Genomic DNA, 26,239 nt, shown 5'->3' with positions numbered 1-26,239 from the left:
TATGAACCTTAATGAAATCCTCACCCTAGCGGTCAAGGCACGAGGTTCCGACATCCATTTCAAGAGCGGGCAGCCTCCTATTGTCAGGATCGACGGCAAGCTCCATCCGATGCCCAACGTTCCGCGGCTTACGCCCGACATCATCAGCGAACTCGCCAACAGCATAATGAACGAACGCCAGAAGACGCAGTTCGCCCAGCATTACGAAACCGACCTTGCCCATGGGATTCCAGGGCTCGGCCGCTTCCGCGTCAGTGTCTACAGCCAGCGAGGCTCTACAGCCATGGTGTTTCGCTCGATCCCGTTTGCCATCCCGACCCTGGATGCACTCAATCTCCCGCCGGTCCTAAAGAAAATTGCCGCCGAAGAGCGCGGCATGATCCTGGTCACCGGGACTACCGGCAGCGGCAAGTCATCCACCCTGGCCGCCATGATTGAATATATCAACGAAACCCGCACCACCAATGTCATTACCATCGAGGACCCGGTGGAATTCCTCCACCGCGACAAGAAAAGCATCATCAGCCAGCGCGAGGTCGGTTTCGACACGTTGAATTACGCCTCGGCACTGAAAAGCGCCCTCCGCCAGGACCCGGACGTGATACTGGTCGGTGAGATGCGTGACCTGGAAACCATCGAAACGGCAATGTCCGCGGCCGAGACCGGCCACCTGGTCATGTCGACCCTGCATACCCTGGATGCCCCGGAAACCGTCAACAGGATCATCTCGGTATTCCCGCCGTACCATCAGCGCCAGGTGAGGACTCAGCTCTCTTCGGTCATCAAGGGGGTAATTTCCCAGCGGCTGGTGCCCCGGGCCGACGGCAAGGGGCGAGTGCCGGCAGTTGAGGTCCTGCTGGGCACGGCGCGGATCCGCGAATGCATTGACGACGAAATGAAGACCAAGCAGATACCGGAGGCGATATCCCAGGGGGTTATCTCATACGGCATGCAGACATTCGACCAGTCCCTGATGAAGCTGTACACCAGCAAGCTGATCTCCTATGAAGAGGCGCTGCGGCAGTCATCCAACCCCGACGACTTTGCCCTCAAGGTCTCGGGCATTTCCTCCACTTCCAATGCCTCCTGGGACCAGTTCACCAAAGAGGAAAAGCATGATGACGGAGTCGGAGAAGACGGGAAGATCGACATCGAGAAATTCTGATGACGGACGAGGCAAAAGCCCGCGAATCGGCCATCCGCATTCTTGCCCGCCGGGACCACAGTAAGGCCGAGATGAAACGGAAATTGATCCGCAACGGCTTTTCCCCGGAGGTTGCCGAAGCGACGATCTCGTCTCTGCAGGAAAAAGGTTATCTCGATGACCGGCGGTATGCGGAACGATGGGCGGCAGCCGCCCTGGAAGGGGGACGGTGCTACGGTCCCCGCCTCCGGGCAGAGCTGCGGCAGAGGGGGATTGACCAGGCGACGGCGTCCGAAGTGATTAGCGAGCTGACATCGGGCTCGGATGAAACTGAGACCTTGCGGATGCTGTTACGCCGCCGGTTCCCGGAATTTGATCCCTTTACGGCGGACGATCGCGAGAAGCGCCGGATCTTCGGCTTTCTGCAACGGCGGGGCTTTTCCACCGGCGCGATCATGACCGTCTTCAAAACGGTTTCAACAGAATTTGAATAATATTTTATTAACTGGTTTCCAGTTTTATCCATTTCAATCAGAGGTTTAACAATGACCGGCAAAGAACTCAGGGCAAAATTTCTTACTTTTTTCATGGAGCGCGGCCATACCATCGTACAGAGCTCGGGCCTGGTTCCGCACAACGATCCGACGCTCCTGTTCACCAATGCAGGGATGAACCAGTTCAAAGACTGTTTTCTCGGCATGGAAAAGCGGGATTATGTCCGGGCGGCCAGTTCCCAGAAATGCGTCCGGGCCGGCGGGAAGCATAACGATCTGGAAAATGTCGGGCGCACTGCCCGCCACCATACCTTCTTCGAGATGCTGGGCAACTTTTCTTTCGGCGACTACTTCAAGAAAGAAGCGATTGCCTTTGCCTGGGAATTCCTGACCAAAGAGCTGAAGCTGGACAAGAGCCGTCTTTATGTAACGGTGTACACCGACGACGACGAAGCTGCCGATATCTGGCACAAGCAGGAAGGGGTGCCCAGAGACCGGATCTACCGTTTCGGCGAAAAAGACAATTTCTGGTCCATGGGCGACACCGGCCCCTGCGGCCCATGCACCGAGATCTTCTGGGACAACGGCCCGGAGGTTGGGTGCGGCAGCCCGGATTGCGCCGTGGGCTGCGACTGCGACCGTTACATGGAGATCTGGAACAATGTCTTCATGCAGTTTAACCGCTCTGCGGACGGTACTCTGACGCCGCTCCCGAAGCCGGCGGTAGATACCGGCATGGGGCTGGAGCGGATCTGCACCGTGATGCAGGGGGTGAAATCCAACTATGACACCGATCTCATCCAGGGGATCATCAAGCATATCGAGAAACTTTCCGGCAAAAAATACCGGACCAATGACAGAGACGATGTCTCCATGCGGGTCATTGCCGACCACTCCCGCGCCGTGACCTTCCTGATCTGCGACGGCGTGCTCCCCTCAAACGAAGGGCGCGGCTACGTGCTCCGCCGCATCATGCGCCGTGCGGCCCGCCATGCCAAGATGCTCGGCTTTGCCGAGCCGGTCCTGTACCGGGCAGTGGATGCAGTGAACGGAATCATGGGAGACGCGTTCCCGGAGCTGCTGGAGCGGGAAGAATACGTAAAAAAGGTGATAAAGGCCGAGGAGGAGCGGTTTGCGGAGACCCTCGACCGCGGGCTCGCCATTCTTAACGACGAAGTGGCCTCGCTTAAGAAATCGGGCGGCAAGGTGATACCGGGCGAGACGATATTCAAGCTGTACGACACCTATGGCTTCCCCATCGATCTTACCGCGGATATCGTTGCCGCAGAAGGCTTCGTCCTCGATGAAGCCGGCTTCGAGGCCTGCATGAAGCGCCAGCGTGAACAGGCCCGGGAAAACTGGAAAGGATCGGGCGAAGAGGGCATTGCCACCATTTTCAAGAGCCTGCACAACGCCGGTGTCAGGACCAAATTCGTCGGCTATGGCGAGCGCTGCTCCTACGGCACGGTTACCGCACTGGTAAAGGGGGGCAAGGAAGCCGACGAAGCAGGTACCGGTGAAGAGATCGAGATAGTAACTGACTCATCGCCGTTCTACGGAGAATCCGGCGGCCAGGCGGGCGATGTCGGAACCATCTCCACAGGCGCGGCCCATCTGACCGTTACGCACACCAGCAGGCCGTTTCCCGATCTGATTATCCATCATGCGCAGGTGAATGAAGGGACGGTCCGCAAGGGAGACGCCGCCGACCTGAAGATATCGTCCAAGGACCGGGCCGCGACCGCCAGGAACCATACCGCGACGCATCTCCTGCAGTCCGCCCTGCGCCAGGTGCTGGGCGACCATGTAAAGCAGGCCGGATCACTGGTCAACCCTGAGAGGCTGAGATTCGACTTTACACATTTCGCGGCGATGTCCGATGAAGAGATCACCAGAGCCGAGGAGATCGTCAATAGTTACATAATGGAAAATTCCGATGTCACGGCAACCGAGATGAACGTTGCCGAAGCAATGGATAGCGGCGCCACAGCCCTTTTCGGGGAGAAATACGGTGAGCGCGTCCGCGTGGTGCGGGTCGGCGAATTCAGCATGGAACTGTGCGGCGGTACGCATGTCCATGCCGCCGGGGAGATCGGGCTGTTCAAAATCGTTTCCGAAGCCGGCATAGCAGCGGGTGTGCGCAGGATCGAGGCGCTTACCGGCGCCGGGGCGCTGCGCCATGTGCAGGCGCTGGAGGACGAAAAACGCCGTATCAGCGCCATGCTCAAAGCCGAAGGTTCCGATCCGGTCGACAAGCTTGAGAAGCTGATTGCCCGGCAGAAAGAGATGCAGCGCGAGCTGGAGTCACTGCAGGGGAAACTGAACTCTGCCCACTCTTCGGACCTTCTTGCCGGGGTGCAGGAGATCAACGGTATCAAGCTTCTTGCCGTACAGATCGGCGATGCCAACCCGAAAGGGCTCCGGGAGCTGTCGGATACACTGAAGGACCGGCTCGGTTCGGGAATCATCGTCATCGGCGCCGTCTCCGAGGGGAAGGCGCATCTGCTGGTTGCAGTGACCAAAGAGCTGACCGCCAGGTTCAAGGCCGGGGATCTCATCAGGCAACTGGCCCCGATCATCGGCGGCAGCGGCGGGGGCAAACCCGACCTGGCACAGGCAGGGGGGAGTCAGCCGGAGAAACTCAAGGACGCACTGGAGAAGGCGGCCGAACTGATCGCCTGACGCAAACAGGCAACAGAGATTCGCGAATCTGATTTATCAACAAGGGATATCATGATCCTCTCCCAAACCCATAGCAACGATCCGGCAACCGGAGAGTGCAACAAGACCATCCTGATTGTCGATGATGAGGCAATCATTCGCGATCTCTGCAGCCGGGCGCTGAAGGGGTACAGCGTCCTTGAGGCGTGCGACGGAACCGATGCGCTTTCTCTTTTTGAACAGGGAGGAGTCGACGTCATCCTGACCGACGTGATGATGCCGAAAATGAACGGGCTCGATCTCCTGAAAAAGGTCAAGGAGATCGACCCGACCTCGGTTGTCATTATCATGACCGGGTTTGCCGAGAAGGATATCATCCTGAACGCCCTGAAAGACGATGCCGACGACTTTATCGCGAAGCCGCTCAACCTCCTGCAGCTTAAAACCGCGGTAGATAAGGCACTGGTAAAGAAAGAGCTCAAGGAAGAACTGGCGAGCCTGAAAAACCTGGACCGGCTGAAGACGAATTTCCTGTCCCTCATCTCGCATAAGTTCCGGACCCCGATTACCGCCATCTCCCTGTTTCTCCAGAATCTCGCCACCGGGCTCTTCGACCCGGAAGACGAGATTTACAAGCAGAACGTAAAAATGATCTACAATGAAGCCTGCTATCTCGAACGGATGATTGCAGAACTGCTCACCTTCAGCAGGGTCATGGTAAACGGGGAATCTCTGCGTCTCGAACGGTGCGACCTGTCGACCCTGATCATGCAATCGATAGCGGAATCAAAGGAAGTATTGAGCAAAAGCGGTCTGCAGTCGGTCCTCGATATCGACCCCCTCCCCCCGATCTCTGCTGACCGGGAAAAACTCGGCTTTGCCATCCGCCAGATCATTGAAAACGCCTACAAGTTCTCCGGAGATACCGGGCAGGTCTCCATCTCGTTAAAGAGTTCGGAAGACCGGGCAGTCCTGCAGGTTCGCGATACCGGAGCAGGAATATCCAGGGAAGAGCTTCCCAAGATCTTTGAGAAGTTCTACCAGGTAGACCCCGCCAACACCGGCCAGGTAAGGGGTTTCGGACTGGGGCTGTATTACTCCAGGGAGTTTGTTCGTCTCCATGGCGGCACGATAAGCATCGAAAGCGAAGCAGGCAAAGGCTCCTGCGCCACCATTGTCCTACCCATGCAAGAATTGGAAATTCCCGCCTGATTACCCGCTAAAAACCCTGATATTCGCTTCTTTCGGGTTGATAAATCCAACTTTTCTGCTATAGTTACCCATTCTTCATTATCCGGCATTTCAGCCCGTTTGCGGAGAGTTTATGCAGCATCTGATCGACAAGGCCAACACCCTGATGGAGGCCCTGCCATATATCCGCCGGTTCTCCGGCAAGACCATCGTCATCAAGTACGGCGGCCATGCCATGTCTGACGAGAAACTCAAAGAATCGTTCGCCCTGGATGTCATTCTCCTCAAATCGCTCGGGATCAATACGGTCATCGTGCACGGCGGCGGGCCGCAGATCAACGACACCCTGAAACGGTACGGCATTGTCTCGGAATTTGTCCGCGGCATGCGGGTGACCGATAGCGAAACCATGAAGGTGGTGGAGATGGTGCTGACCGGCCAGGTCAACAAAGAGGTCGTTGGGTATCTTAACCAGCATGGCGGACGTGCCGTCGGGCTGTCCGGCAAGGACGGCACCCTGCTCCTGTGCGAGAAGATGCTTCAAGAGATCAAGGGGGATGACGGGTCGGCCGAAATGGTCGATATCGGCTACGTCGGCAACGTGGTCAAGGTCAACCAGGAGCTGATCCAGACCCTGGAACACGGCAAGTTCATCCCGGTCATCGCCCCGGTAGGGGTCGGGGCCAATGGCGAAAGTTACAATGTCAATGCCGACCTGGTTGCCGGGCGGGTCGCCGGCGCGCTGCACGCCGAGAAACTGATGCTCCTGACCGATGTGGAAGGGGTTAAGGATAAGTCAGGGGCACTGATCCCGAGCATTCAGCTCGCCGACGTGCCGCGCCTGATCAATGACGCCACCATCTCGGGCGGCATGATTCCGAAGGTCGAATGCTGCGTGGATGCGCTTAAGGAAGGGGCCCGGAAGGCGCACATCATCGACGGCCGGGTCCGGCATGCCGTGCTGCTGGAGATATTCACCGATGTCGGCGTAGGAACGGAGATCGCATAATGAAACGTGCTCTTCCCGTCATCTTGGCGCCGTCCTCGAATCTCCTCTTGTGCGGCGTAGCGCTGCTACGCCTCCGCGGGAGCTTCTGCGGAAGCACCAATCTGACACAAATATCACGTTTCTTGGGGAACCTACGATGAACTCTGCTCAATGGATAGAAAAATCGGACCAGTACATCATGAAGACCTACGGCCGGTACCCGATCGTGCCGGTACGTGGCGAAGGATGCCGCGTCTGGGACGCGGACGACAAGGAGTATCTCGACTTTCTGGCCGGCGTGGCGGTAAACAACCTCGGCCACTGCCACCCCAAGGTGGTGAAGGCGATCCAGGATCAGGCCGCAACCATGATCCACTGCTCCAACTACTACCAGATCCCGCAACAGATAGAACTGGCAGAACTCCTCTGCACCAACTCGTTCGCAGACAAGGCATTCTTCTGCAACTCCGGCGCCGAGGCCAACGAGGCCGCCATCAAGCTGGCACGGAAACACAGCCGGGAGACCCACGCCAACCCGGAACGGTACGAGATAATCACTGCCCTCGCCTCGTTCCACGGCCGGACCATGGCGACCGTCTCGGCCACCGGACAGGAGAAGGTGCAGAAATTCTTCGACCCCCTGCTGCATGGCTTCCGGTATGTCCCGTTCAACGATGCCCCTGCCCTTGAAGCCGCCATCACCCCCCAGACCTGCGCGATCATGCTGGAGCCGATCCAGGGCGAAGGCGGTGTAGTGGTGCCGTCAGCAGATTATTTCCAGGCAGTCCGGGAGATCTGCAATCGCCACAAACTGCTGCTCATCTTCGATGAGGTCCAGGTCGGGATCGGCAGGACCGGCAAGCTGTTCGCCTATGAGCATTTCGGAGTCGAGCCGGACATCATGACCCTGGCCAAGGCCTTGGCCGGCGGGGCGCCGATCGGCACCATGCTGGCCAGAAACGAAGTCGCGGCTTCCTTTGGTCCCGGCACCCACGGCTCCACTTTTGGCGGCAATCCGCTGGTTACAGCCGCTGCCATAGCCGCTGTCAGGTGCATCCTGGAAGACGGCATCCTGAACCGGGCCGAAGAGATGGGTGAATATCTCCTGGGCGAACTGGAAGCCCTGGGCAAGAAATTCCCATTTGTCACCGATGTCCGCGGAATCGGGCTGATGATCGGGATGGAGCTGTCCATTCCTGCCGGAGACATCGTCAAGAAGGGGCACGAGCGGGGAGTCCTGCTCAATGTCGCCCAGGACAAGGTCCTGCGCTTTGTCCCGCCGCTCATCGTTTCAAAGCAGGATGTGAACAAGATGGTAGCGATTTTAACCGATATTTTCCGGGAACTTTGACCGCAATGAACCGTAAGGGTGTTCAATGACAATCAACCGTAATGATCCTTGCAGTTGCGGGAGCGGGCTTAAGTTCAAAAAATGCTGCTATGGCTCTTCATCCGCATCTGCTAACAATCGTCTTACGGATCTGAAGGCGGCAATGGCCCGGGCAACCGATGCCCATAAGTCAGGCAGGCTGGCAGAGGCATCAACCGTCTATCGGACAATACTCGTTCAGCAGCCCAAAAACGGTGACGCTCTCCACCTGCTGGGGGTATCTGAATTTCAACAGGGGAACAACGCTGAAGCAATCGAACTGATCCAAAAGGCAATACCCCTGATGCCCGGGTGCGCCGAGGCCTACATAAACCTCGGCACTGTTTACCACCATGCGGCACGCCTGGACGAAGCAATTTCCTGTTTCCGGAAGGCCCTGGAAATTGCGCCTAACAATTCCGTCACGTTGCTGAACCTTGGCAATACCTACAAAGATCAGATGGCGCTTGACCAGGCCTTAAGCTGTTACCGGCAGGCCCTGGCGATCCGCCCTGACTTTCTGGTGGCACATTCGAACATCCTGATGATCCTCCAGTACGATCCGCTCCAGACGCCGGCTACCCTTGCGGATGCCCACCAGCAATGGGACATTCAGCACGGACATCCGCTCCAGCCCTATACGCAGTACAAAAACTCACAAACACTGGATCGGCCGATCAGGGTTGGCTATCTGTCCCCTGATTTCTGCAACCACCCGGTCGGCTATTTTATGCTCCCTGTGGTTAAAACCCATGACCGCAGCAGAGTGACAACCTATTGCTATTACAACAAACAGACCATTGATAACTGTACGGAACAGCTGCAGAATGCGGCTGACGTATGGCACTTCGTGAAACAGATGAGCGACCAGGAGCTGGCCAGGCTCATTCGAACCGACGAGATCGACATACTCGTGGATCTTGCCGGCCATACGGCAAACAACCGGCTTCCGGTTTTCGCCCTGAAACCGGCACCGGTTCAGGTGAGTTGGCTTGGCTATCCCTGCAGCACTGGCCTGAAAGCCATTGATTATCGATTGACCGACAGGATTGCCGACCCGACGGATGAAGACGACAGGCATGCCAGCGAAACCTTGCTGCGCCTGCCCGACAGCTTTTTATGCTATGAACCGCCGGCAACATCGCCGGATGTTGCGCCGCTGCCCGCCAGGGGAAGCAACCGGATCACTTTCGGTTCCTTTAACAATCTGGCCAAGGTCAACGACCGGGTCATCGCCCTTTGGGCGTCCATACTCAGCCAACTGCCCGGCTCCAGACTTGTCCTGAAAAGCAAGGCCTTTGCAGACCCCATGCTGGGATCTCGCCTGCTGGAACGATTCCGTAACCATGGACTCGAAAGCAGCCGCATTGAGTTACGCTCCTTTACCGCATCGATCGAGGACCATTATCGCTCCTACAACGAAATTGACATCGCCCTTGATACCTTCCCCTATAATGGCACTACCACCACCTTCGATGCCCTCTGGATGGGGGTTCCGGTAATAACCCTGCGGGGCGCACGCCACGCGGCCAGGGTTGGAGCAAGCATCCTGACGCACGCCGGATTAGAGGATCTCATTGCCGATTCTGAAGATGCCTATGTTGCATCTGCAGTCCGGCTGGCAAACGATCTCAACAAGCTGGAAGCTTTGCGCCAGACTGTCCGAAACCGGGTTGCCGGTTCAAGGCTCTGCGATGTACCGGCATTTACCGCTTCGCTTGAAGAGGCGTATCACGAGATGATGAGCACCTGGATATTTCAACAAAAAGAACAACGAGAGGTTAAGCAATGACCCGTCATTTCCTGGCGCTGAGCCAGTACAGCAAATCGGAACTGGATGCGCTTTTCAAGCTGACCGGCGAATTGAAGGCCAAGCAGAAGAACGGCACGGAGCATCACCTCCTCAAAGGTAAGAGCGTCGCCCTGATCTTCGAAAAATCATCCACCCGGACCCGTATCTCGTTCGAGGTCGGCGTTTATCAGCTGGGTGCCCAGCCGCTGTTCATTTCGTCGGCGACATCCCAGATGGGACGCGGCGAGCCGATCAAGGACACGGCCAGGGTCATGGCTCGTTACTGCGACGGCGTCATGATCCGCACCTACGGCCAGGAGATCGTAGACGAGTTCGCCCGCTACTCTGATGTGCCGGTCATCAACGGCCTTACCGACAAGTTCCACCCCTGCCAGATCATGGCCGACATCTTCACCGTCATCGAGCACAAAGGCAGATATGACGGCCTCACCTACGCCTGGGTCGGCGACGGCAACAACATGGCCAACACCTGGATCGAGGCTGCCGCCATTTTCGGCTTTGAACTCCGGCTCGCCTGCCCCAAGGGGTACGAACCGGATGCCGGGGTGCTCGCCTGGGCCAGAGACAAGGGGGCAAAGCTGATCCTGACCACTGATCCGCGCGAGGCGGTTAGCGGAGCCGACGTGCTGAACACCGATGTCTGGGCCAGCATGGGGCAGGAAGCGGAACAGAAGGTGCGCGAGAAGGCGTTTGTCGGCTACTGCCTCGATGACACCCTGGTCAGCCTGGCGAAGGCGGACTGCCTGGTCCTCCATTGCCTGCCGGCCCACCGCGGCGAGGAGATCAGCGACTCGGTCATCGAAGGGCCGCGCTCCGTGGTCTGGGACGAGGCAGAAAACCGGTTGCATGTGCAGAAGGCCATTATGGCCACATTAATAAAATAATCTGACCAATATCCGATAAAGGAGACCACAAATGGCAAAACCGAAGACCGACGTGAAAAAGATCGTGCTCGCATATTCCGGCGGGCTGGACACCTCCATCATCCTCAAGTGGCTGAAGAACGAATACGGCTGTGAAGTGATCGCCTTTTCCGCCGACCTGGGCCAGGGCGACGAGCTCGATCCGGTCCGGGAAAAGGCATTTGCCACCGGCGCCAGCAAGGTCTATATCGATGACCTGAAAGAAGAGTTTGTCAGGGATTTCGTCTATCCGATGTTCCGTGCCAACGCCATCTACGAGGGGCATTACCTGCTCGGCACCTCAATTGCCCGGCCGCTGATCGCCAAGCGCCAGATGGAGATCGCCAGGATCGAAGGGGCCGACGCCGTCTCTCACGGCGCCACCGGCAAGGGGAACGACCAGGTCCGGTTCGAGCTGGCCTACTATCACTTCGACCCGTCGATCACCGTGGTTGCCCCGTGGCGAGACTGGAAACTGAACAGCCGTGCCGCCCTGGTCAGCTATGCCAAGAAGAACGGCATCCCGATCCCGGTCACCAAGAAGCGGCCCTGGTCCAGCGACCGCAACATGCTGCATATCTCCTTTGAAGGCGGCATCCTGGAGGATACCTGGGCCGAGCCCCCCGAAAACATGTACGTGCTGACCAAGGCGCCGGAAAAGGCCCCGAACAAGCCGCAGTTCATCGAGATCGAGTTCAAGAACGGCAATGCAGTGGCAGTGGACGGCGTTGCCATGACCCCGGCCCAGCTCCTGGCGCACCTGAACTACATCGGCGGCGAGCACGGCATCGGCCGGGTGGACCTGCTGGAGAACCGCTCGGTCGGGATGAAGTCGCGCGGCGTCTACGAGACCCCGGGCGGAACCATCCTGCGCGAGGCCCACTCCGCGGTGGAGCAGATCACCATGGACCGCGAAGTGATGCGGATCCGCGACTCGCTCATCCCGCAGTACGCCTGGCAGATCTATGCCGGTTACTGGTTCTCTCCGGAGCGCCAGATGCTGCAGACCCTGATCGACGACTCCCAGAAGACCGTCAACGGCGTTGCCCGCCTGAAGCTGTACAAGGGCCACTGCCGTACCGTGGGGCGCAAATCCGAGACCGACTCCCTCTTCAACCTCGACTTCGCCACCTTCGAGAAGGACCAGGTCTATAACCAGGCCGACGCCACCGGGTTCATCAAGATCAACTCCCTGCGGCTCCGAATCCAATCGCTGATGAAAGCCAACAGGAAGAAGTAACTCCTGGCATTCCGGGGGAGCCGGTCACACGGTTCCCCCTTATTCTTTCCGGACATGACCAAACCGAAATTCAAAAAGGACCATATCGTTACCTCGGTTGTTGCCGTGATCCTGAACGGAGACAATGAAGTCCTCCTGACCAGGAGGAACATTCAGCCGTTCCATGGGGAATGGGTGATGCCCGGCGGCAAGATCGACCTCGGTGAGCCGATTGTCGCTGCGCTGGAGCGTGAGGTCATGGAGGAGGTGGGGTTGCGGATCGAGGTGGAAGACCTGCTGGATGTCTTCGAGCATGTGACCCCCGGAGAGGACAACTACCACTTCATCATCCTCTATTATCTCTGCCGCCCACTCTACTGCGACATTGCCCATAATCCCGATGAGATTGACGAAGCACGCTGGGTGAGCCAGTCGGAGCTTGACGGGTACAAGATGCCGCTTGGGACCCAGTTCATTCTCAGGAAGATCTTCCCGGCCCTGGAGCGCAGGACGCTAAAGGCTGCCGAGCTCCCTAAAGCCGTTGCCAAGGAATAATGCCGTGGATATGCCGCTCGCCCTCTCTCCTGCGGCAGAGATCCCGTTTGCACTGGGGTGCGAGTAGCCGATAAACATTCATTCGAGCCGGCGGTTGCCTGACACATGATCAAGATAATCGACAAAAAACTTAATCTCGAATTCCCTCTCGGACACCACCTGCACTGCCTGATCGCCCAGATTCCGAACCGGCTCCGCAGGGCGCCCGAAGGATATCTGCTGACAGACCCTGACGATAAATGGCGCCAGATGGAATCGATCCTGGAGCTGATTACAGCCGGGGAAGGAAACCTGAAAAAGCTGCATTTCCTGATGCTACCGGAAACCAGCATCCCCTACCGTAATTTTGACGACATGCTGGCAGCCATTGACCGCAGTTTTCGACCCAATACGGTCACCATGTTCGGGATCGAGCATGTTTCCCTGCGCAGCTACCGGGAGATGCTCGAACGTTTCCGGGACGATAATCAGGAAGCCATAGAGCTGGTCGACAGAGACATAGATTCCGGGGATGTCCTGGAGATGCCGGTAAACTGGTGCTGTATAGCGGCCAAAGAGGCCGATGGGAAGCTGCGGGTATTTCTTGAGGCCAAGAGCCACCCTTTCCATGGTGAAGAGTTCCTGGACAAGGGCCACGACCTTTACCGGGGACGGCATGCCTATTTCTTCCGCTCCAGGCCGTCCTGCTTCAATTTTATGGTTTTGATCTGCCTGGACTACCTATATCGAGATCTTTACTCTTCAAACATAAAGCAGATTATCGACTACGCCAACCAGCTGTTTTTCACTACCAGGCAGGGACTTGACACACTTTTCGTCATCCAGTGCAATCCGAAGCCGGAACATCAGAGCTACCGCGATGTCATAAGCGGATTTTACGGCGAATACCTGGAGGATTTCCCCGGCGTCAGGGAGACTGTTACCGTATTCGGCAACAGTTCCTGCGAGACCGCCCTGGAAGGTTCGGCGACCACAGAGACATACGGCCATTCCAGCGTAGTCATAAACCGCCGTCACAAGCTGGCCCAGATGCAGCAGAAGGAGTTTTCCACCGACGACTTCGGCGGTTTGCCGGTATGCCGCCTCAGGTTCGGGGCCGAAACCAGGCTCATTTATTTCAATCTGCCGTTGCACCACGACCTTGACCCCCGGACCTCAAGGGTGCCGCTCAAGGTCCACAATATCATGCGCTATGTTTCGGGCGACAAATGGGAAAAGATCCCGGAGATGTAAGTCGTTCCACTCTGGAAATGAGCAAATATGCCTATTGATAAAATCAGCATAACCAACCTGGCAAATAAGTTATTACATTATTTTGGCGCCATGCCGGATACTTATTCAACCATACTTATTTCCGCGATCATATTGCTGACATTTATTGCAGTAATTCCTGTTGCATACCCAAAACTGGCAAATAATAAGTATTACGTATCACTGTTTATAACCATCATAATAATCGCTATTCTTTTCGGGCGCTTTCCGTTATTGGCACTGGAGCTCACAAATCCTGACGAGAGCCTCGAAATTGCCTCGGCAATGACACTGACACAGGATCCAGTATTTTGGAGATCTGTTGACCTAGGCACACACGGACCCCTGACTACATACCCGCTTATTGCTCCTCTGCTTTTCAATATTCAGATCGATTATGGCTCGGCTAAGCTCATTGCCGTACTGATGCAGTTATTGTCAACCATATTGCTTTTTTTAACGATCAGGGCTTTTACATCCAGCAAAGTTGCCATGCTGTCGGTTGTGCCGCTGGTCATTTTTGTCAGTCTGACATATTTTATCGATTTCATATCATATAATGCCGAGCATCCGGTTAACCTGCTAATCGCAGCGGCGTTGTACTTTCTTGCCAAATTCTGGCAGGCAAACGGCAATCGCAGATTGCCGCTCATTTTTACCGCCGGTTTACTGCTGGGATGCGCGCCGTATGCAAAGATCCAGAGTATTCCAATTGCAGCCGCCGTGTTTTTGTTCGGATGCATGGCAATATACGCCAAGCGATCGGAAGAGAATAAAGTTGCTCCGATGCTGTCGACGTACATAATAGGCGGCACTGCCGCTACAGTAATCATCATCTGTTACGTCTGGTTCTTTGGGCTATACAAGGACTTTATGATCAGATATATATTCGGCCAATTCAATTACGCCGGATCGAACAAATTCAGCGGCCAATCGTTTGCCGCATTTGGCAGTGCCTTTAGTAAAGTTAATGCCGACAATGGCAAATTCTTTTCTTTAATGGCCATATCGTCACTCCTGATTGTCATCATTTATTTGGTTTATCGCAAATATAAGCCTCATATAACAACTAATCCACAACCGGTTGATTCAGGACGACGTATTAGCAATCTGACTTATTATGTCTTGGCATTATTATTACTGCTGATAATGAGTGTAATCGCAGTTTACTTGCCGGGCAGAGCATTTCATCACTATTTTCTGCTGATATCATTGCCGCTTGCCCTGTTGTCCGCAATAGTAGTTGTCGTAATTTATGATAAAACAACCATCAAGTCCGTTCGGATTTTGACAATTCTGCTTTATTTATCCATACCTATTGCCGGCCAGTTATACAATAGGCCGTATTTGCTGAATTTTGACGGGCTGTTCAAACAACTACTCAGCATTGACAGCAGATTTGATCAATATATCACAGCATTAATCAGGCAATACAGCAAGCCCGGAGAGAAAATGGCCATCTGGGGATGGGCCGATACTTACTATGTGAGGTCCGGCCTCACAATTGCGTGCAAGACCGGTTTGACCCAGATCTCGGGTGACTTCGGCAACAAGGATTACTATCTGAATTCATATCTTGCCGAATTAACAACCGCAAAGCCTCCGGTTTTTCTCGATGCGGTTGCCCCCGGTCAGTTTGCCTTCACGGATAAGAAAATATACGGCATGGAACGATATGATCGGGTTGCAAGGTACATTCAGAGCAATTACACCATGGTTGCCGATGTAAACGGTGTAAGGATATATATTCGCAAGGAACGCCTCGGCGCTGCCTGAATCAAACAGGACCAGAGTCAGGTAATAGGCCATACTCACATGATGAAACTACTCATTACCGGCATCTGCGGTTTTGTGGGGAGCACACTCGCCAGGTCCTTGCTGGCGGCGCAACCCGGCATCACCATTTACGGGATTGACAACTTCAGCCGGCCTGGAAGCGAAAGCAACCGCATAGAGCTGCAGAACCTCGGCATCAAACTGTATCATGGCGACATCCGCGCCCAGGCCGATTTCGAGCCCCTGCCAAAGGTGGACTGGGTCATCGACGCCGCTGCCAACCCGAGCGTCCTCGCCGGAATCGATGGCCGGACCAGCAGCCGGCAACTGGTGGAACACAACCTGCTTGGAACGATAAATATTTTGGAGTACTGCAAGCGCTGCGCAGCAGGTTTCATTTTGATCAGCACCAGCCGGGTCTATTCCATCGCCCCTCTGGCCAAAGCAGCTGTCGAACCTTGCGGAGAGGCGTTCCGTCTTGTTCCGGGGCAACCGCTGCCGGCCGGTCTTAGCAGCAACGGGGTCAGCGAACTGTTCAGCACCACACCGCCGGTGTCGCTCTACGGCAGTACCAAAATCGCCTCGGAGCTTCTGGCGCTCGAATACGGCGAGAGCTTCAGCTTCCCGGTCTGGATCAACCGGTGCGGGGTCCTGGCCGGAGCGGGGCAGTTCGGACGGCCGGATCAGGGGATTTTTGCTTTCTGGATCAATTCCTGGCTCCGGCGCAAGCCGCTCGCCTACATCGGGTTCGGCGGCAACGGCTACCAGGTACGCGACGCCCTGCACCCGAGAGATCTGGTGCCATTACTGATCAAGCAGACATCAGCAGGAACGGGCGACGCAACCAGGATTGTCAACCTCGGCGGCGGTGCGGCCAATGCCATGTCGCTCGCCGAACTGAGCAGCTGGTGCCGGGAACGTTCCGGGTCGCATCAGGTCAGCAGCACCCCGGAGAGCCGGAGGTTCGACATCCCCTGGCTGGTCATGGACTGTTCCCTGGCCAAAGAAATATGGGGATGGGAACCGCAGACCGGTATCAGTGCGATCCTCGAAGAAATTGCCAGCCATGCCGAAGCGAATCCGGCCTGGCTGGAGCTTTCCGGGATTGGCTGAACAGCCTTTCTGTTCAAGCAAGCTCCTCGCGCAAGTTTTAACGATAGTCAAGATTTTACTTCTTACAGGAGATTTACCATGTCCAAAGACAAGCTCTGGGGCGGCCGCTTCACCCAGCCGACCGACAAATTCGTGGAAGAGTTCACCGCTTCGATCGATTTCGACAAGCGGCTTTATCACCAGGATATCCGGGGCTCCATCGCCCATGCCCGGATGCTCGGCAAGCAGGGGATCATCCCGGTGGAAGACGTCCTGGCCATTGAAAAAGGGCTCAACGAGATTCTCCAGCAGATCGAGTCAGGAACATTCGACTTTTCGATCTCGCTCGAAGATATCCACATGAACATCGAGGCACGGCTGTCGGCAAAGATCGGCGAAGCCGGGAAACGGCTGCACACCGGCCGCTCCCGCAACGACCAGGTGGCCCTGGACATCCGCCTCTATCTCCGTGACGAGATCGTCGAGATCAGCGCCTATCTCGACATGCTTATCGACTCCCTGATAAATCAGGCAGAATCGAACCTCGGGGTGATAATGCCGGGCTACACCCACCTCCAGACCGCCCAGCCGATCCTGTTCTCGCACCACATGCTTGCCTACGTGGAGATGTGCAAACGGGACAAGGCCAGGATGGAGGACTGCCTGAAGCGGGTCAATGTGCTCCCTCTCGGCGCCGGCGCCCTGGCAGGGACCACCTTCCCGATCGACCGGGAACATGTGGCCGAGATCCTGGATTTCCCCGCTGTGACTCGCAACTCGCTTGATTCCGTATCCGACCGTGACTTTGCCATCGAGTTCATTGCCGCCGCTTCCATCCTGATGATGCACCTCTCCCGCTTCTCCGAAGAGCTCATCCTCTGGTCCACCAGCGAGTTCAAGTTCGTGGAGCTTTCGGACTCCTTCTGCACCGGCTCCTCAATCATGCCCCAGAAGAAAAATCCCGATGTGCCCGAACTGGTGCGCGGCAAGACCGGCCGGGTCTACGGCAACCTGATGGCGCTGCTCACCGTTATGAAAGGGCTGCCGCTCGCCTACAACAAGGATATGCAGGAAGACAAGGAGCCGCTGTTCGATACCATCGACACGGTCAAGGGGAGCCTCAAGATCTTTAGCGACATGGTCCGGGAGATGCGGATCAATGCATCAACCATGCGGGCCGCGGCGGCCAAGGGTTTCTCAACTGCCACAGATGTCGCGGATTACCTGGTCCGCAAGGGGTTGCCGTTCCGCGATGCCCATGAAGTTGTCGGCAGAGCGGTGCATTACTGCATTGAAAACGAGATGGAGCTGAAGGAGCTGTCCGTTGCCGAATGGCAGCTGTTTTCCGGCAAGATCGACACCGACATCTTTGACTGCATCACCCTGGAGGCCAGCGTCAATGCGCGGGCAGCCACCGGTGGGACTGCGGAAGAGCGGGTCAGGATGGAGATCGAGCGGCTGAAGGCAGGAAAATGATCAGGTATTCCGGGATTATTCTGCTGCTGTTCTGCCTGACCGGCTGCGGCCGGAAAGGGGCGCTCATAAGGCCGGAAGCGCTGGTGCCTGCCAAGACCAAGGATTTCACTGTGGTCCAGAAGGGGGACGTCCTGCAGCTCGCCTGGTCTCTGCCCAAGCGGCTTGAGAGCGGCGGCAGACTTACCGGCCTTAGCGGATTCAAACTCTTTGTGATGGATATGTCGCCAGGCGCCGGATGTCCGGATTGCCCGGAATCATGGCGGCTGCTCAAGCAGTTTGATCTTGAATACCTGAAAGGGGCAACACGTCTGGGGGACCGGCTGTTTTACAACGATTCGGAGGCAAAGCAGGGGACCAGCTACAACTACCGGCTGATCGCCTTCACCAAAAGTGCTGCGGAAAGCGCTCCTGCGGATGCCCGGTTCACCAAGCAGGCGCCGCTACCGGCGCCGGTCCTGAAAACGACGGCGACTACCGGCTCAGTCACCCTGGAATGCATTGCCGTAACCCTGCCCGCAGGATATGTTCCGACAGGATGCGCCATTTACCGGGCAAAACAGGGGGAACCGGAACCGCTGGCTCCGTATGCGGCGCTCCCTAACTTCGGAAAATATGAGGACACCCTGCTGGAACAAGGGGTGACCTACCAATATCAGGCCACCCAGACCGCAACAATCAATGGCCAGTCCATCGAAGGAGTCCCGGCAAAAGCCACGGCCAAGCTGGCGGAACCGGATTGATCGGTCGATAAACTAGATCAGCAGTCGCGGAACGCTGCCGGCCGTTTTTCCAGAAAAGCGGCCATACCCTCTTTCTGGTCAGCAGTGGCGAAACTGTTGGCGAACAGCTCCGCCTCGTATGCGCACCCCCTGGCAATATCCATCTCAAGACCGTTAATGACCGCCTGCTTGCAGAGTTGCAGGGCCGGCAGCCCCTTGGCGGCAATCTTACCGGCCAGCAGCCGCGTCTCGTCCAGCAACTCTCCCGGAGCCACAATCCGGTTTACCAGGCCGATGCGCAGCGCCTCCCGGGCGTCGATCATTTCTCCGGTGAGGATCAGTTCCAGTGCCCGCCCCTTCCCGATCAGCCGGGGTAAACGCTGGGTACCGCCAAAGCCGGGCAGGATGCCGAGGTTGACCTCTGGCTGGCCGAATTTGGCGGTCTCGGCTGCCATCCGGATATCGCAGGCCATGGCCAGTTCGCAGCCGCCGCCAAGGGCATAACCATTCACCGCGGCGATAAACGGTTTGGCAGACCGTTCGATCCCGGCAAAAATGCGGTGCGCGCGAAGCGCCATTTCCCGGGCCTCCATCGGCGACATATCCCGCATCGTGGCGATATCCGCCCCGGCAACGAACGCCTTTGTCCCGCTGCCGGTGATAATCGCCACCCGGATCTCTGGATTGCGGCCAATCTCCCCGACTAGGTCTTCAAGCTCCGCCAGGGTCGCCAGGTTCAAAGCATTAAGGGCTCCGGGGCGATTCACCGTCACGGTCGCCACCCCTTCGACAATCTCCAGCAGCAGATTTTCCAAATTCATAGCTACTCCTTGTTCATGCAGAATATCCGGTGGGCCTCGGTTGGCAAATAATAACATATGAGGCAGCAACATGCGTTGCCCATATATGACAAAACGCCGGAACCATTATTGGCTACGGCGTTATTGTTTGTAACTATAAGCTTATTACGTCCCAGAAGGGTTATTTGAACCTTCATACCGTCCCCACCCCTCAATTCCGTTTGAGATTAAATGAGGAAGATACCCTGACACTGTTTTCTCTCATTTTTCGCGACAGATTTGACCCACTATTAAAGTTCGTTAAAATTATAGAGGTTCATTCCCAACATGAATGCCCCGTAACAGGAGGCGAAATATGCTCAAAATTTTATTTACATTGTGTCTAACGATATTAGCATCGCCGGTCTATGCCGAAACGATCAAGATCGGCGGCTCCGGCAGCATGATTCCGATGCTTACCGATTTGGCCAAAGGCTACATGGAAGAGAACCCCGACGACAATGTGGAGGTTAATCAAAAGTCTTTGGGGCAAAACGGAGGGATAAAGGCTCTCAGTGACGGCTCTATAGATATAGCTATGTCTGCTGTCAGGCTGACTGATGACCAAAATAGGCTCCCGATAAAGGCGTATGAAATTGCTAAGGTTGCCGGGGTAATTGTTGTCACTAATGATGTCCCCGTAACGAATATTTCAACTCAGCAATTATGCGACATATACTCCGGGAAGATAAAAACCTGGGAACAGTTCGGCGGCAGTGACTCGGCTATACAAGTTCTTACTCGTCCTGAAAGTGACAGCACCAAATTCAGGTTGAGAAAGTCGTTTGCCTGCATGGAGAATTTGAAAGAATCTCCAGACGCCGTGAATCTGCCGAAATCACAGGAGATGTACAATGCTCTTGTTTCCAGGAGCAATGCTATAGGCATTGTGGATGCGATAGCTATGGCTGAAGGCATAGGCAAATTCAAGGCAATCAAAGTTGACGGAAACAGCTATTTAATGTATGAAAGCGGCCAATGGCCTTACGGCTACAGGAATCATCTCGTAGTAAGAAACACAGTGACAAATAAAGCGGTAAAAAAGTTCCTGGAATTTGTGAAGTCTTCCGAAGGCCAATACTTAATTAATATGAACAAAGCCATACCGGTTGATTTCAGCCTGTAATAAAAGAATATCCCTCGTCTTTTGTTCGAATTATAGACCTGTTAAAGTATTTTTTTCATATCGTCAAAAACAAAAAAAGCCCCGCAATGCGGGGCTTGGGCGGTTGTATTTCTGAATGTATTAAATGAAAGGTCTGACTAAAACGGTATATCGTCATCAGGGTTGAAGGACGGCTCTTCGTAGGCCGGAGCAGAGTTGTAGCCACCCTCGGTTGCCGGGCGTCCGCCACCCTGGCGGCCTCCCGAACCACCTTCGCCCTTGCCGCCGAGCATCTGCATCCGGTCGCCGACGATCTCGGTGGTGTAACGGTCCCTGCCGTCCTTGTCCTGCCATTTCCTGGTCTGGAGCCGCCCCTCAATGAAAACCGTGCGCCCTTTTGCCAGATACTCGCCGGCAATTTCCGCCTGCCGCCCCCAGAGGACGACGTTGTGCCACTCGGTCCGCTCCTCCATCTCGCCGTTCCTGTTTTTGAACTTTTCGCTGGTGGCCACGGAAAAGCTCGCCACTGCCTGGCCCGACGTGGTGTAGCGGACCTCCGGATCCTTCCCAAGGTTCCCTATAAGCATCACCTTGTTTAAACTGGCCATGGCGCCACTCCTTCCTTCACGGATGTCAATTAATGATGGCGGATCATACACCAATTTGACACGTAACTCAATTTGAGATTATCTCTCAGTCGGAGAATGGCGGGATATACTTTTGCCCTGCTGCAACACTCTGTTGACTCTGCAAGTAAAAACAAGTAAATTTGTTCGGATTAACTGTGCGGGTACCGACCAAATGCTTCGTGCCTATCTTTTCCTCATGTTCTTCATCCCGCTGACCTTTGCCTTCGCGGCAATCGCATTGGTCTGCACCCTTTTTGATGGCACGGGCAGCGCATATCACCTGATTGCCTGTGCATGGAGCAGCGTCAGCCTCAGGATGGGTGGAGTCTCGGTAGAAGTTGCGGGCCGGGAAAATGTTCCGGAGAATGTGCCGGTCATATACATGAGCAACCACCAGAGCAATTTCGACATCCTGGCCCTTTATCAGGCCATCCCGAGGAAATTCTCCTGGATAGCCAAGGAAGAGTTGTTCTCGTACCCCATCTTCGGCCACTCCATGCGCAGAGCCGGATATATACCGCTCGACCGGAGCGATGGCCGCAAGTCGCTCCGCAGCATGGTTGCTGCGGCGGCAAGGATCAATCAAGGGGTCAGTGTCGTGATCTTTCCGGAAGGGACCCGTTCCGAAGACGGACAGCTCATCCCCTTCAAGCAAGGGGCGTTCCTGCTGGCGGAAAAGGCAAAAGTACCCATAGTTCCGGTCTCGATCAGCGGCAGCGGGGCGATTAATCCCGCCAAACAGCTTTGGCTCAAGCCCGGAACCATACATATACGGTTTGCCGAGCCGATATCCGAGATTGCCCAAACCGGCCGCAAGCGCGCCGACCTGATGAATCAGGTGCGGGCGGCAATCGAAGCAAACCTGGAGACCTATAGATGATATTGGCCATTGCCCTCATTTTATGCGGCCTTGCCGGCGTTGTATGGGGCCTTCCCGCCATGCACCGCCTCCGCAGGCCTTTCGACATCCTGGCGTCGCTTATCGTCCTGGCGGGAGTAGTCGCCTCTCTTATCGGCGCCCTGATTCTCACCGTACCCGGCTTTTTCAAAGGATAGCGTTATATGAGTAAAGCCCGCACCATAGCGGAACACGTTACTGTGGCTGCTGTCATATCGATCCTCCTGATCTGGGGGAATACCCAGTACCGTCAATGGTACCAGTACTCCAAGGGTGAGGAGGCCATGGCCAAAGGGGACGCGATCGCCGCCATAGCGGCCTACGAAGCCTCCCTGCATATGTACACCCCGTTGAGCCCACTGATTGGCCGCTCGGCGGAACGGCTCTGGAATCTGGGACAGGAACTGGAACAAAGAGATCCGCGCAAGGCCTTGCTGGCATACCGGGCGCTGAGGAGCTCATTCTATGCAGTCCGCAGCCTCTATTCACCCGGCACCGAATGGATCAAACGGTGTGATGACAGGATTGCCCTGCTGGTCAATACCACCCCTGCCGGAAGGTAGGCACCAATGGACACTTTGACAAAGGACAACTCGGGCCTCAAGATCATTCCGCTCGGCGGTCTCGGGGAGATCGGTCTGAACATGGCCCTGTTCGAGTACGGCGACGAAATCATCGTGGTCGACTGCGGGCTGATGTTTCCCGACGCCTCGATGCTCGGCATCGACCTGGTGGTGCCGGACATAACCTACCTGCGCGACCGGGTCGAGCGGATCCGCGGGATCTTCCTTACCCATGGTCACGAAGACCATATCGGCGCGCTTCCATACGTACTGCCGGAAATCAACCCGCCGATCTTCGGCACTGCCCTGACCCTGGGGCTGGTCAAGGCCAAGCTCAAAGAGTTCCACCTGGACGAAAAAGTCGACCTGCGGGTGGTAAAGCCGCGCGAATCGGTTACGGCCGGCTGCTTTACCGTCGAGTTCATCCGCGTCACCCATTCCATTGTCGATGGTTGCGGCCTGGCCATCCGGACCCCCGAAGGAACGGTCATCCATACCGGCGACTTCAAGATCGACCAGACGCCGGTGGACGGCGAGTTGACCGACCTGGCCTCGTTCGCGCGCTACGGCGAGGAAGGTGTCCTGGCGCTGATGTCCGACTCCACCAACGTCAAGCGCGAGGGGTACACCATCTCCGAGCGGGCGGTCGGCGAGGCGTTTCACGAGCTGTTCCCCAAATGTCCGGGCAGAATAATCGTCGCGGCCTTTTCCAGCAATATTCACCGTGTCCAGCAGGTCGTGGAGGCTGCGCTCAGCTGCGGCCGCAAAGTGCTGCTCAACGGGAGATCCATGGTCGCCAACGTCCAGATAGCAAGGGAACTCGGCTATCTCCGGGTTCCGGACGGTCTCCTCATCGATTTGAAAGAGCTTCCCCATCTCCCCCGGGAAGAGGTCTGCATCATCAGCACCGGTTCCCAGGGGGAACCGATGAGCGCCCTGACCCGGATTGCCATGGACGACCACAAGCAGATCAAGCTGGCGCCCGGAGATACGGTGATCCTCTCCTCCCGTGTCATCCCGGGCAACGAGAAGACCATCACCGACATGATCAACCACCTCTATCGCCGCGGCGCCGAGGTTTTCCACGAGCAGGTCTCGGAAGTCCATGTATCCGGCCACGCCAGCCAGGAAGAGCTGAAACTGATCCTCAACCTCACCCGGCCGGACTGGTTCATCCCGGTCCATGGCGAGTACCGCCACCTGGTGTGCCATGCCAGGCTGGCCCAGCGTGTGGGGATACCGGCCGAACGGTGCATTGTGGCCAACAACGGCGACGTCATCGCCTTTGCCGAAGGGGAAGGGTGCATCATCGACCAGGTCGAGAACGGCAGGGTCTTTGTGGACGGCAAGGGGATTGGCGATGTGGGGGAGATCGTCCTGAAGGATCGCAAACACCTCTCCGAAGACGGCATGGTGATCGTGATCATCGGGATTGCCATGTACAACGGCCAGATTATCTACGGTCCGGACATTGTCTCGCGCGGGTTTGTCTTTGAAGACGAGAGCCAGGATTATCTGGACGCTACGCGCCGGGTGGTGACCGACAGGCTCTCGGAACTCAGCCCCGAGGTCATGGGCGACCTCAATGAAGTCAAGCAGGAGGTTCGGGCTGCACTCCGGCGGTTCTTCAAGAAGAGCATCGAACGGCGGCCGGTGATCCTCCCCCTGATCCTGGAGATGTAAGCAATGATCGCGCTCGCCACGCTCTTCCGCTACCGGCTGCTCGTCCCCCTGGCGCTGATCCTCGGCCCGGCGCCCTATTTCAGCGAACCCCACCTTGCCGAAAAGCTCCGGATGCTGATGAACGGCACACTCCACAGGCCGCTGGACATTTTCGACCTCTGCCTCCACGCCGCCCCTCTGCTGCTCCTGGGGTTCAAGGTGGGTGCCGATATCGGCCGGAAGATCCTCGCAAGAAAAACTCCTGTATAGAGCCTCCCTAATGAAAGACGACCATTACTGGATGGGTGAGGCAATCAAGGCGGCCCGCAAGGCCGGGGCCAGGAACGAGGTTCCGATCGGCGCCGTGATCGTGCGCGACGGCAGGGTATTAGGCTCCGGCTACAACCTCAGAGAGACGCGGCAGGACCCGGCAGCCCATGCGGAGCTGATCGCCATCCGCCGTGCCGCCCAACGCGCCGGCAACTGGCGGCTCTCCGGCGCCACCCTGTATGTGACCCTGGAACCATGCATCATGTGCATGGGAGCCGCAATCCTGGCCAGGATCGACCGATTGGTCTTCGGCTGCTTCGATCCGAAAGGGGGGGCCGCCGGCTCACTCTACGACCTCTCCTGCGACAGCCGCCTGAATCACCGCTTTGACGTTACCAGCGGCGTGCGCGGCGAGGAGTGCGCAGAGCTGCTCAGCAGCTTTTTCCGGCAGCTGCGGAAACAAAAAAAGGGCATTACTGAAGAGTGATGCAACAGATTGATTGAAATTCTTTCTCAGATGAGATATATAGAAACCCTTCTGGAGAGGTGTCCGAGTGGTCGATGGTGCCTGACTCGAAATCAGGTGTGGGGAAACTCACCCGGGGTTCGAATCCCTGCCTCTCCGCCAGTTAAAGCAAGGGGTCGCGGTTATATCCGCGACCCCTTGTTCTGTTTGAATTATAGTAAGTATGAAGTACGGCAGGTGTAATGCTTGTCAGTCTTGAGTTGGCCAAAGATTTTACAAGGTAATTTTTTTATATAGATTACTGTGTGTGATTAAATCCGGGTCTTTGGCAATTTAGTTTTGGATTAAGGAAGTGAGCATCTTTTTCAAAGATTTTAGCCCGGTTTTGATTGTGTCACTCTTTTTATTTATTCCCGCTACCCTTATTTCATTGAGTATTGTTTTTATTCCCTCAACCTTTTGCCGCTTGGCGGCCTTGTTATCCAAGTAATTCTCAACAAAACCAAAAATAGTGATTATTTCATCCAGTTCGCTCACCACTCTATGGTAATTTTTTATATTATTGGCTTCTTCTGCTTCTGCTATATATTTGCCAATAACGATAAATATCGGCCGGGTTTTATATTCATAATTACTTGACAACGTAAAAATAAACCTATGCAACTCAATGAAATTTCTTTGGGTAGCCACAGAGCTCTTTTCATTCAAAGACTTCTTAATATTATTGCTGATTTCATTGTATGTTTTTTCCGGATTGGTTTTGAGGTCCTTTTTTAGTTGGGGCAACATCCGGTTGAATGTCATATCAATCTTGCCGGTTGCACTCAGTGCTCCATCCCAGTTGCCAGACTTGAATGCGGTTTCAAGTTCCGCAAAGTCGTTGAATATCGATGTCAACTCAGGTGGCGGTGATGCAATCCGGGCGTGAGACAAAGCCGGAAGAAAAAAAATGAACAGGGCAACAATTAATAAACCGGCACATTTTAAGCTAATTTTCATAACGCCTCGCTGATTTGGTATGCAAAAATTACGCTCTTTTTACCGTGAAAATTACCACTCTGCAAGTCCAATATGCAATTCGTGTTACATCCTTAGTACATCAACACCCCCGGAATCCCTTGACAAACTGTGGTTTCACGGTATGTTAAGGGGGTGTA

The 26,239-nt window shown here is 55.7% G+C and carries 25 protein-coding genes and 1 tRNA gene; 23 read left to right on the top strand and 3 right to left on the bottom strand.

Annotated features, from left to right (window positions below):
- Position 1: 1 nt before the first annotated feature.
- From OR1_RS04740 to OR1_RS04670, 15 genes are all read left to right on the top strand, one after another.
- Entirely contained in the window at positions 2 to 1,165 is a 1,164-nt protein-coding gene (locus OR1_RS04740) for a type IV pilus twitching motility protein PilT (protein ID WP_041970328.1), read from the top strand.
- Positions 1,165 to 1,638 (top strand): regulatory protein RecX, encoded by a 474-nt coding sequence (locus tag OR1_RS04735; RefSeq protein ID WP_041970327.1) that lies wholly within the window; start codon positions 1,165 to 1,167, stop codon positions 1,636 to 1,638. Before OR1_RS04740 ends, OR1_RS04735 begins: the two co-directional genes overlap by 1 nt.
- Before the next feature lie 51 nt (positions 1,639 to 1,689).
- The gene (gene alaS, locus OR1_RS04730) at positions 1,690 to 4,320 is read left to right on the top strand and encodes an alanine--tRNA ligase (protein ID WP_041970326.1); all 2,631 of its coding nucleotides are present in this window, start codon (positions 1,690 to 1,692) and stop codon (positions 4,318 to 4,320) included.
- 51 nt (positions 4,321 to 4,371) lie between these two features.
- Positions 4,372 to 5,511: a hybrid sensor histidine kinase/response regulator gene (locus OR1_RS04725; protein WP_041970323.1), complete on the top strand. Its 1,140-nt coding sequence runs from the start codon at positions 4,372 to 4,374 to the stop codon at positions 5,509 to 5,511.
- Between the two features lie 112 nt (positions 5,512 to 5,623).
- Positions 5,624 to 6,499 carry an acetylglutamate kinase gene (argB, locus tag OR1_RS04720; RefSeq protein ID WP_041970322.1) on the top strand — a complete coding sequence of 292 codons (876 nt, stop codon included), beginning with the start codon at positions 5,624 to 5,626 and terminating at the stop codon, positions 6,497 to 6,499.
- Between the two features lie 136 nt (positions 6,500 to 6,635).
- On the top strand, positions 6,636 to 7,829 hold the full coding sequence (locus OR1_RS04715) for an acetylornithine transaminase (RefSeq protein ID WP_041970321.1): 1,194 nt from the start codon (positions 6,636 to 6,638) through the stop codon (positions 7,827 to 7,829).
- A 25-nt stretch (positions 7,830 to 7,854) separates the two neighbouring features.
- On the top strand, positions 7,855 to 9,639 hold the full coding sequence (locus tag OR1_RS04710; protein WP_041970319.1) for a tetratricopeptide repeat protein: 1,785 nt from the start codon (positions 7,855 to 7,857) through the stop codon (positions 9,637 to 9,639).
- Positions 9,636 to 10,544, top strand: a complete 909-nt coding sequence (gene argF / locus OR1_RS04705; RefSeq protein ID WP_041970318.1) for an ornithine carbamoyltransferase — start codon at positions 9,636 to 9,638, stop codon at positions 10,542 to 10,544. Before OR1_RS04710 ends, argF begins: the two co-directional genes overlap by 4 nt.
- 31 nt (positions 10,545 to 10,575) lie before the next feature.
- A complete protein-coding gene (locus tag OR1_RS04700; protein WP_041970316.1) occupies positions 10,576 to 11,802 on the top strand; it encodes an argininosuccinate synthase in 1,227 nt (408 codons plus the stop codon).
- 54 nt (positions 11,803 to 11,856) lie between these two features.
- On the top strand, positions 11,857 to 12,336 hold the full coding sequence (locus OR1_RS04695) for an NUDIX domain-containing protein (RefSeq protein ID WP_041970315.1): 480 nt from the start codon (positions 11,857 to 11,859) through the stop codon (positions 12,334 to 12,336).
- Between the two features lie 105 nt (positions 12,337 to 12,441).
- The gene (locus OR1_RS04690; protein WP_041970314.1) at positions 12,442 to 13,569 is read left to right on the top strand and encodes a hypothetical protein; all 1,128 of its coding nucleotides are present in this window, start codon (positions 12,442 to 12,444) and stop codon (positions 13,567 to 13,569) included.
- Between the two features lie 27 nt (positions 13,570 to 13,596).
- Complete coding sequence (locus OR1_RS04685; protein ID WP_041970312.1) at positions 13,597 to 15,363, top strand: glycosyltransferase family 39 protein; 1,767 nt, start codon at positions 13,597 to 13,599, stop codon at positions 15,361 to 15,363.
- A 42-nt stretch (positions 15,364 to 15,405) separates the two neighbouring features.
- Complete coding sequence (locus OR1_RS04680) at positions 15,406 to 16,476, top strand: NAD-dependent epimerase/dehydratase family protein (RefSeq protein WP_041970450.1); 1,071 nt, start codon at positions 15,406 to 15,408, stop codon at positions 16,474 to 16,476.
- A 78-nt stretch (positions 16,477 to 16,554) separates the two neighbouring features.
- A complete protein-coding gene (gene argH, locus OR1_RS04675; protein WP_041970310.1) occupies positions 16,555 to 17,931 on the top strand; it encodes an argininosuccinate lyase in 1,377 nt (458 codons plus the stop codon).
- Positions 17,928 to 18,671, top strand: coding sequence for a lipoprotein (locus OR1_RS04670; protein WP_041970308.1), 744 nt, complete (start codon positions 17,928 to 17,930; stop codon positions 18,669 to 18,671). Before argH ends, OR1_RS04670 begins: the two co-directional genes overlap by 4 nt.
- A 17-nt stretch (positions 18,672 to 18,688) precedes the next feature.
- Here OR1_RS04670 and OR1_RS04665 read toward each other — a convergent pair whose 3' ends face one another.
- On the bottom strand, positions 18,689 to 19,471 hold the full coding sequence (locus OR1_RS04665; protein WP_041970306.1) for an enoyl-CoA hydratase-related protein: 783 nt from the start codon (positions 19,469 to 19,471) through the stop codon (positions 18,689 to 18,691).
- Positions 19,472 to 19,805: 334 nt separating this feature from the next.
- Here OR1_RS04665 and OR1_RS04660 point away from each other — a divergent pair, with 334 nt between their 5' ends.
- A complete protein-coding gene (locus tag OR1_RS04660; RefSeq protein ID WP_041970304.1) occupies positions 19,806 to 20,615 on the top strand; it encodes an extracellular solute-binding protein in 810 nt (269 codons plus the stop codon).
- 137 nt (positions 20,616 to 20,752) lie between these two features.
- On the opposite strand, the gene OR1_RS04655 is transcribed toward OR1_RS04660, so the two are convergent.
- Positions 20,753 to 21,202, bottom strand: coding sequence for a single-stranded DNA-binding protein (locus OR1_RS04655; protein WP_041970302.1), 450 nt, complete (start codon positions 21,200 to 21,202; stop codon positions 20,753 to 20,755).
- Between the two features lie 193 nt (positions 21,203 to 21,395).
- Here OR1_RS04655 and OR1_RS04650 point away from each other — a divergent pair, with 193 nt between their 5' ends.
- The 7 genes from OR1_RS04650 (at position 21,396) to OR1_RS04620 (ending at position 25,244) form a co-directional block, all read left to right on the top strand.
- The gene (locus OR1_RS04650) at positions 21,396 to 22,103 is read left to right on the top strand and encodes a 1-acyl-sn-glycerol-3-phosphate acyltransferase (protein WP_041970301.1); all 708 of its coding nucleotides are present in this window, start codon (positions 21,396 to 21,398) and stop codon (positions 22,101 to 22,103) included.
- On the top strand, positions 22,100 to 22,279 hold the full coding sequence (locus OR1_RS04645) for a hypothetical protein (RefSeq protein WP_041970300.1): 180 nt from the start codon (positions 22,100 to 22,102) through the stop codon (positions 22,277 to 22,279). The genes OR1_RS04650 and OR1_RS04645 overlap by 4 nt, the downstream gene beginning before the upstream one ends.
- 6 nt (positions 22,280 to 22,285) lie before the next feature.
- Complete coding sequence (locus OR1_RS04640) at positions 22,286 to 22,684, top strand: hypothetical protein (RefSeq protein ID WP_041970298.1); 399 nt, start codon at positions 22,286 to 22,288, stop codon at positions 22,682 to 22,684.
- A gap of 6 nt (positions 22,685 to 22,690) precedes the next feature.
- Positions 22,691 to 24,367: a ribonuclease J gene (locus tag OR1_RS04635; RefSeq protein ID WP_041970296.1), complete on the top strand. Its 1,677-nt coding sequence runs from the start codon at positions 22,691 to 22,693 to the stop codon at positions 24,365 to 24,367.
- A 3-nt stretch (positions 24,368 to 24,370) separates the two neighbouring features.
- Positions 24,371 to 24,616, top strand: coding sequence for a hypothetical protein (locus OR1_RS04630; RefSeq protein WP_041970295.1), 246 nt, complete (start codon positions 24,371 to 24,373; stop codon positions 24,614 to 24,616).
- A gap of 10 nt (positions 24,617 to 24,626) precedes the next feature.
- On the top strand, positions 24,627 to 25,103 hold the full coding sequence (tadA, locus tag OR1_RS04625; RefSeq protein WP_041970293.1) for a tRNA adenosine(34) deaminase TadA: 477 nt from the start codon (positions 24,627 to 24,629) through the stop codon (positions 25,101 to 25,103).
- Between the two features lie 53 nt (positions 25,104 to 25,156).
- Positions 25,157 to 25,244: transfer RNA gene (locus OR1_RS04620), tRNA-Ser, on the top strand.
- 171 nt (positions 25,245 to 25,415) lie between these two features.
- Here OR1_RS04620 and OR1_RS04615 read toward each other — a convergent pair.
- A complete protein-coding gene (locus OR1_RS04615; protein WP_041970291.1) occupies positions 25,416 to 26,081 on the bottom strand; it encodes a hypothetical protein in 666 nt (221 codons plus the stop codon).
- Positions 26,082 to 26,239 lie beyond the last annotated feature (158 nt).

It is taken from the genome of Geobacter sp. OR-1 (assembly GCF_000813145.1).
In the GTDB taxonomy this organism is placed as follows: Bacteria; Desulfobacterota; Desulfuromonadia; order Geobacterales; family DSM-12255; genus Geoanaerobacter.
Note: the sequence above shows the minus strand (reverse complement) of the source record. Positions and strands in the feature narration are given on the sequence as shown.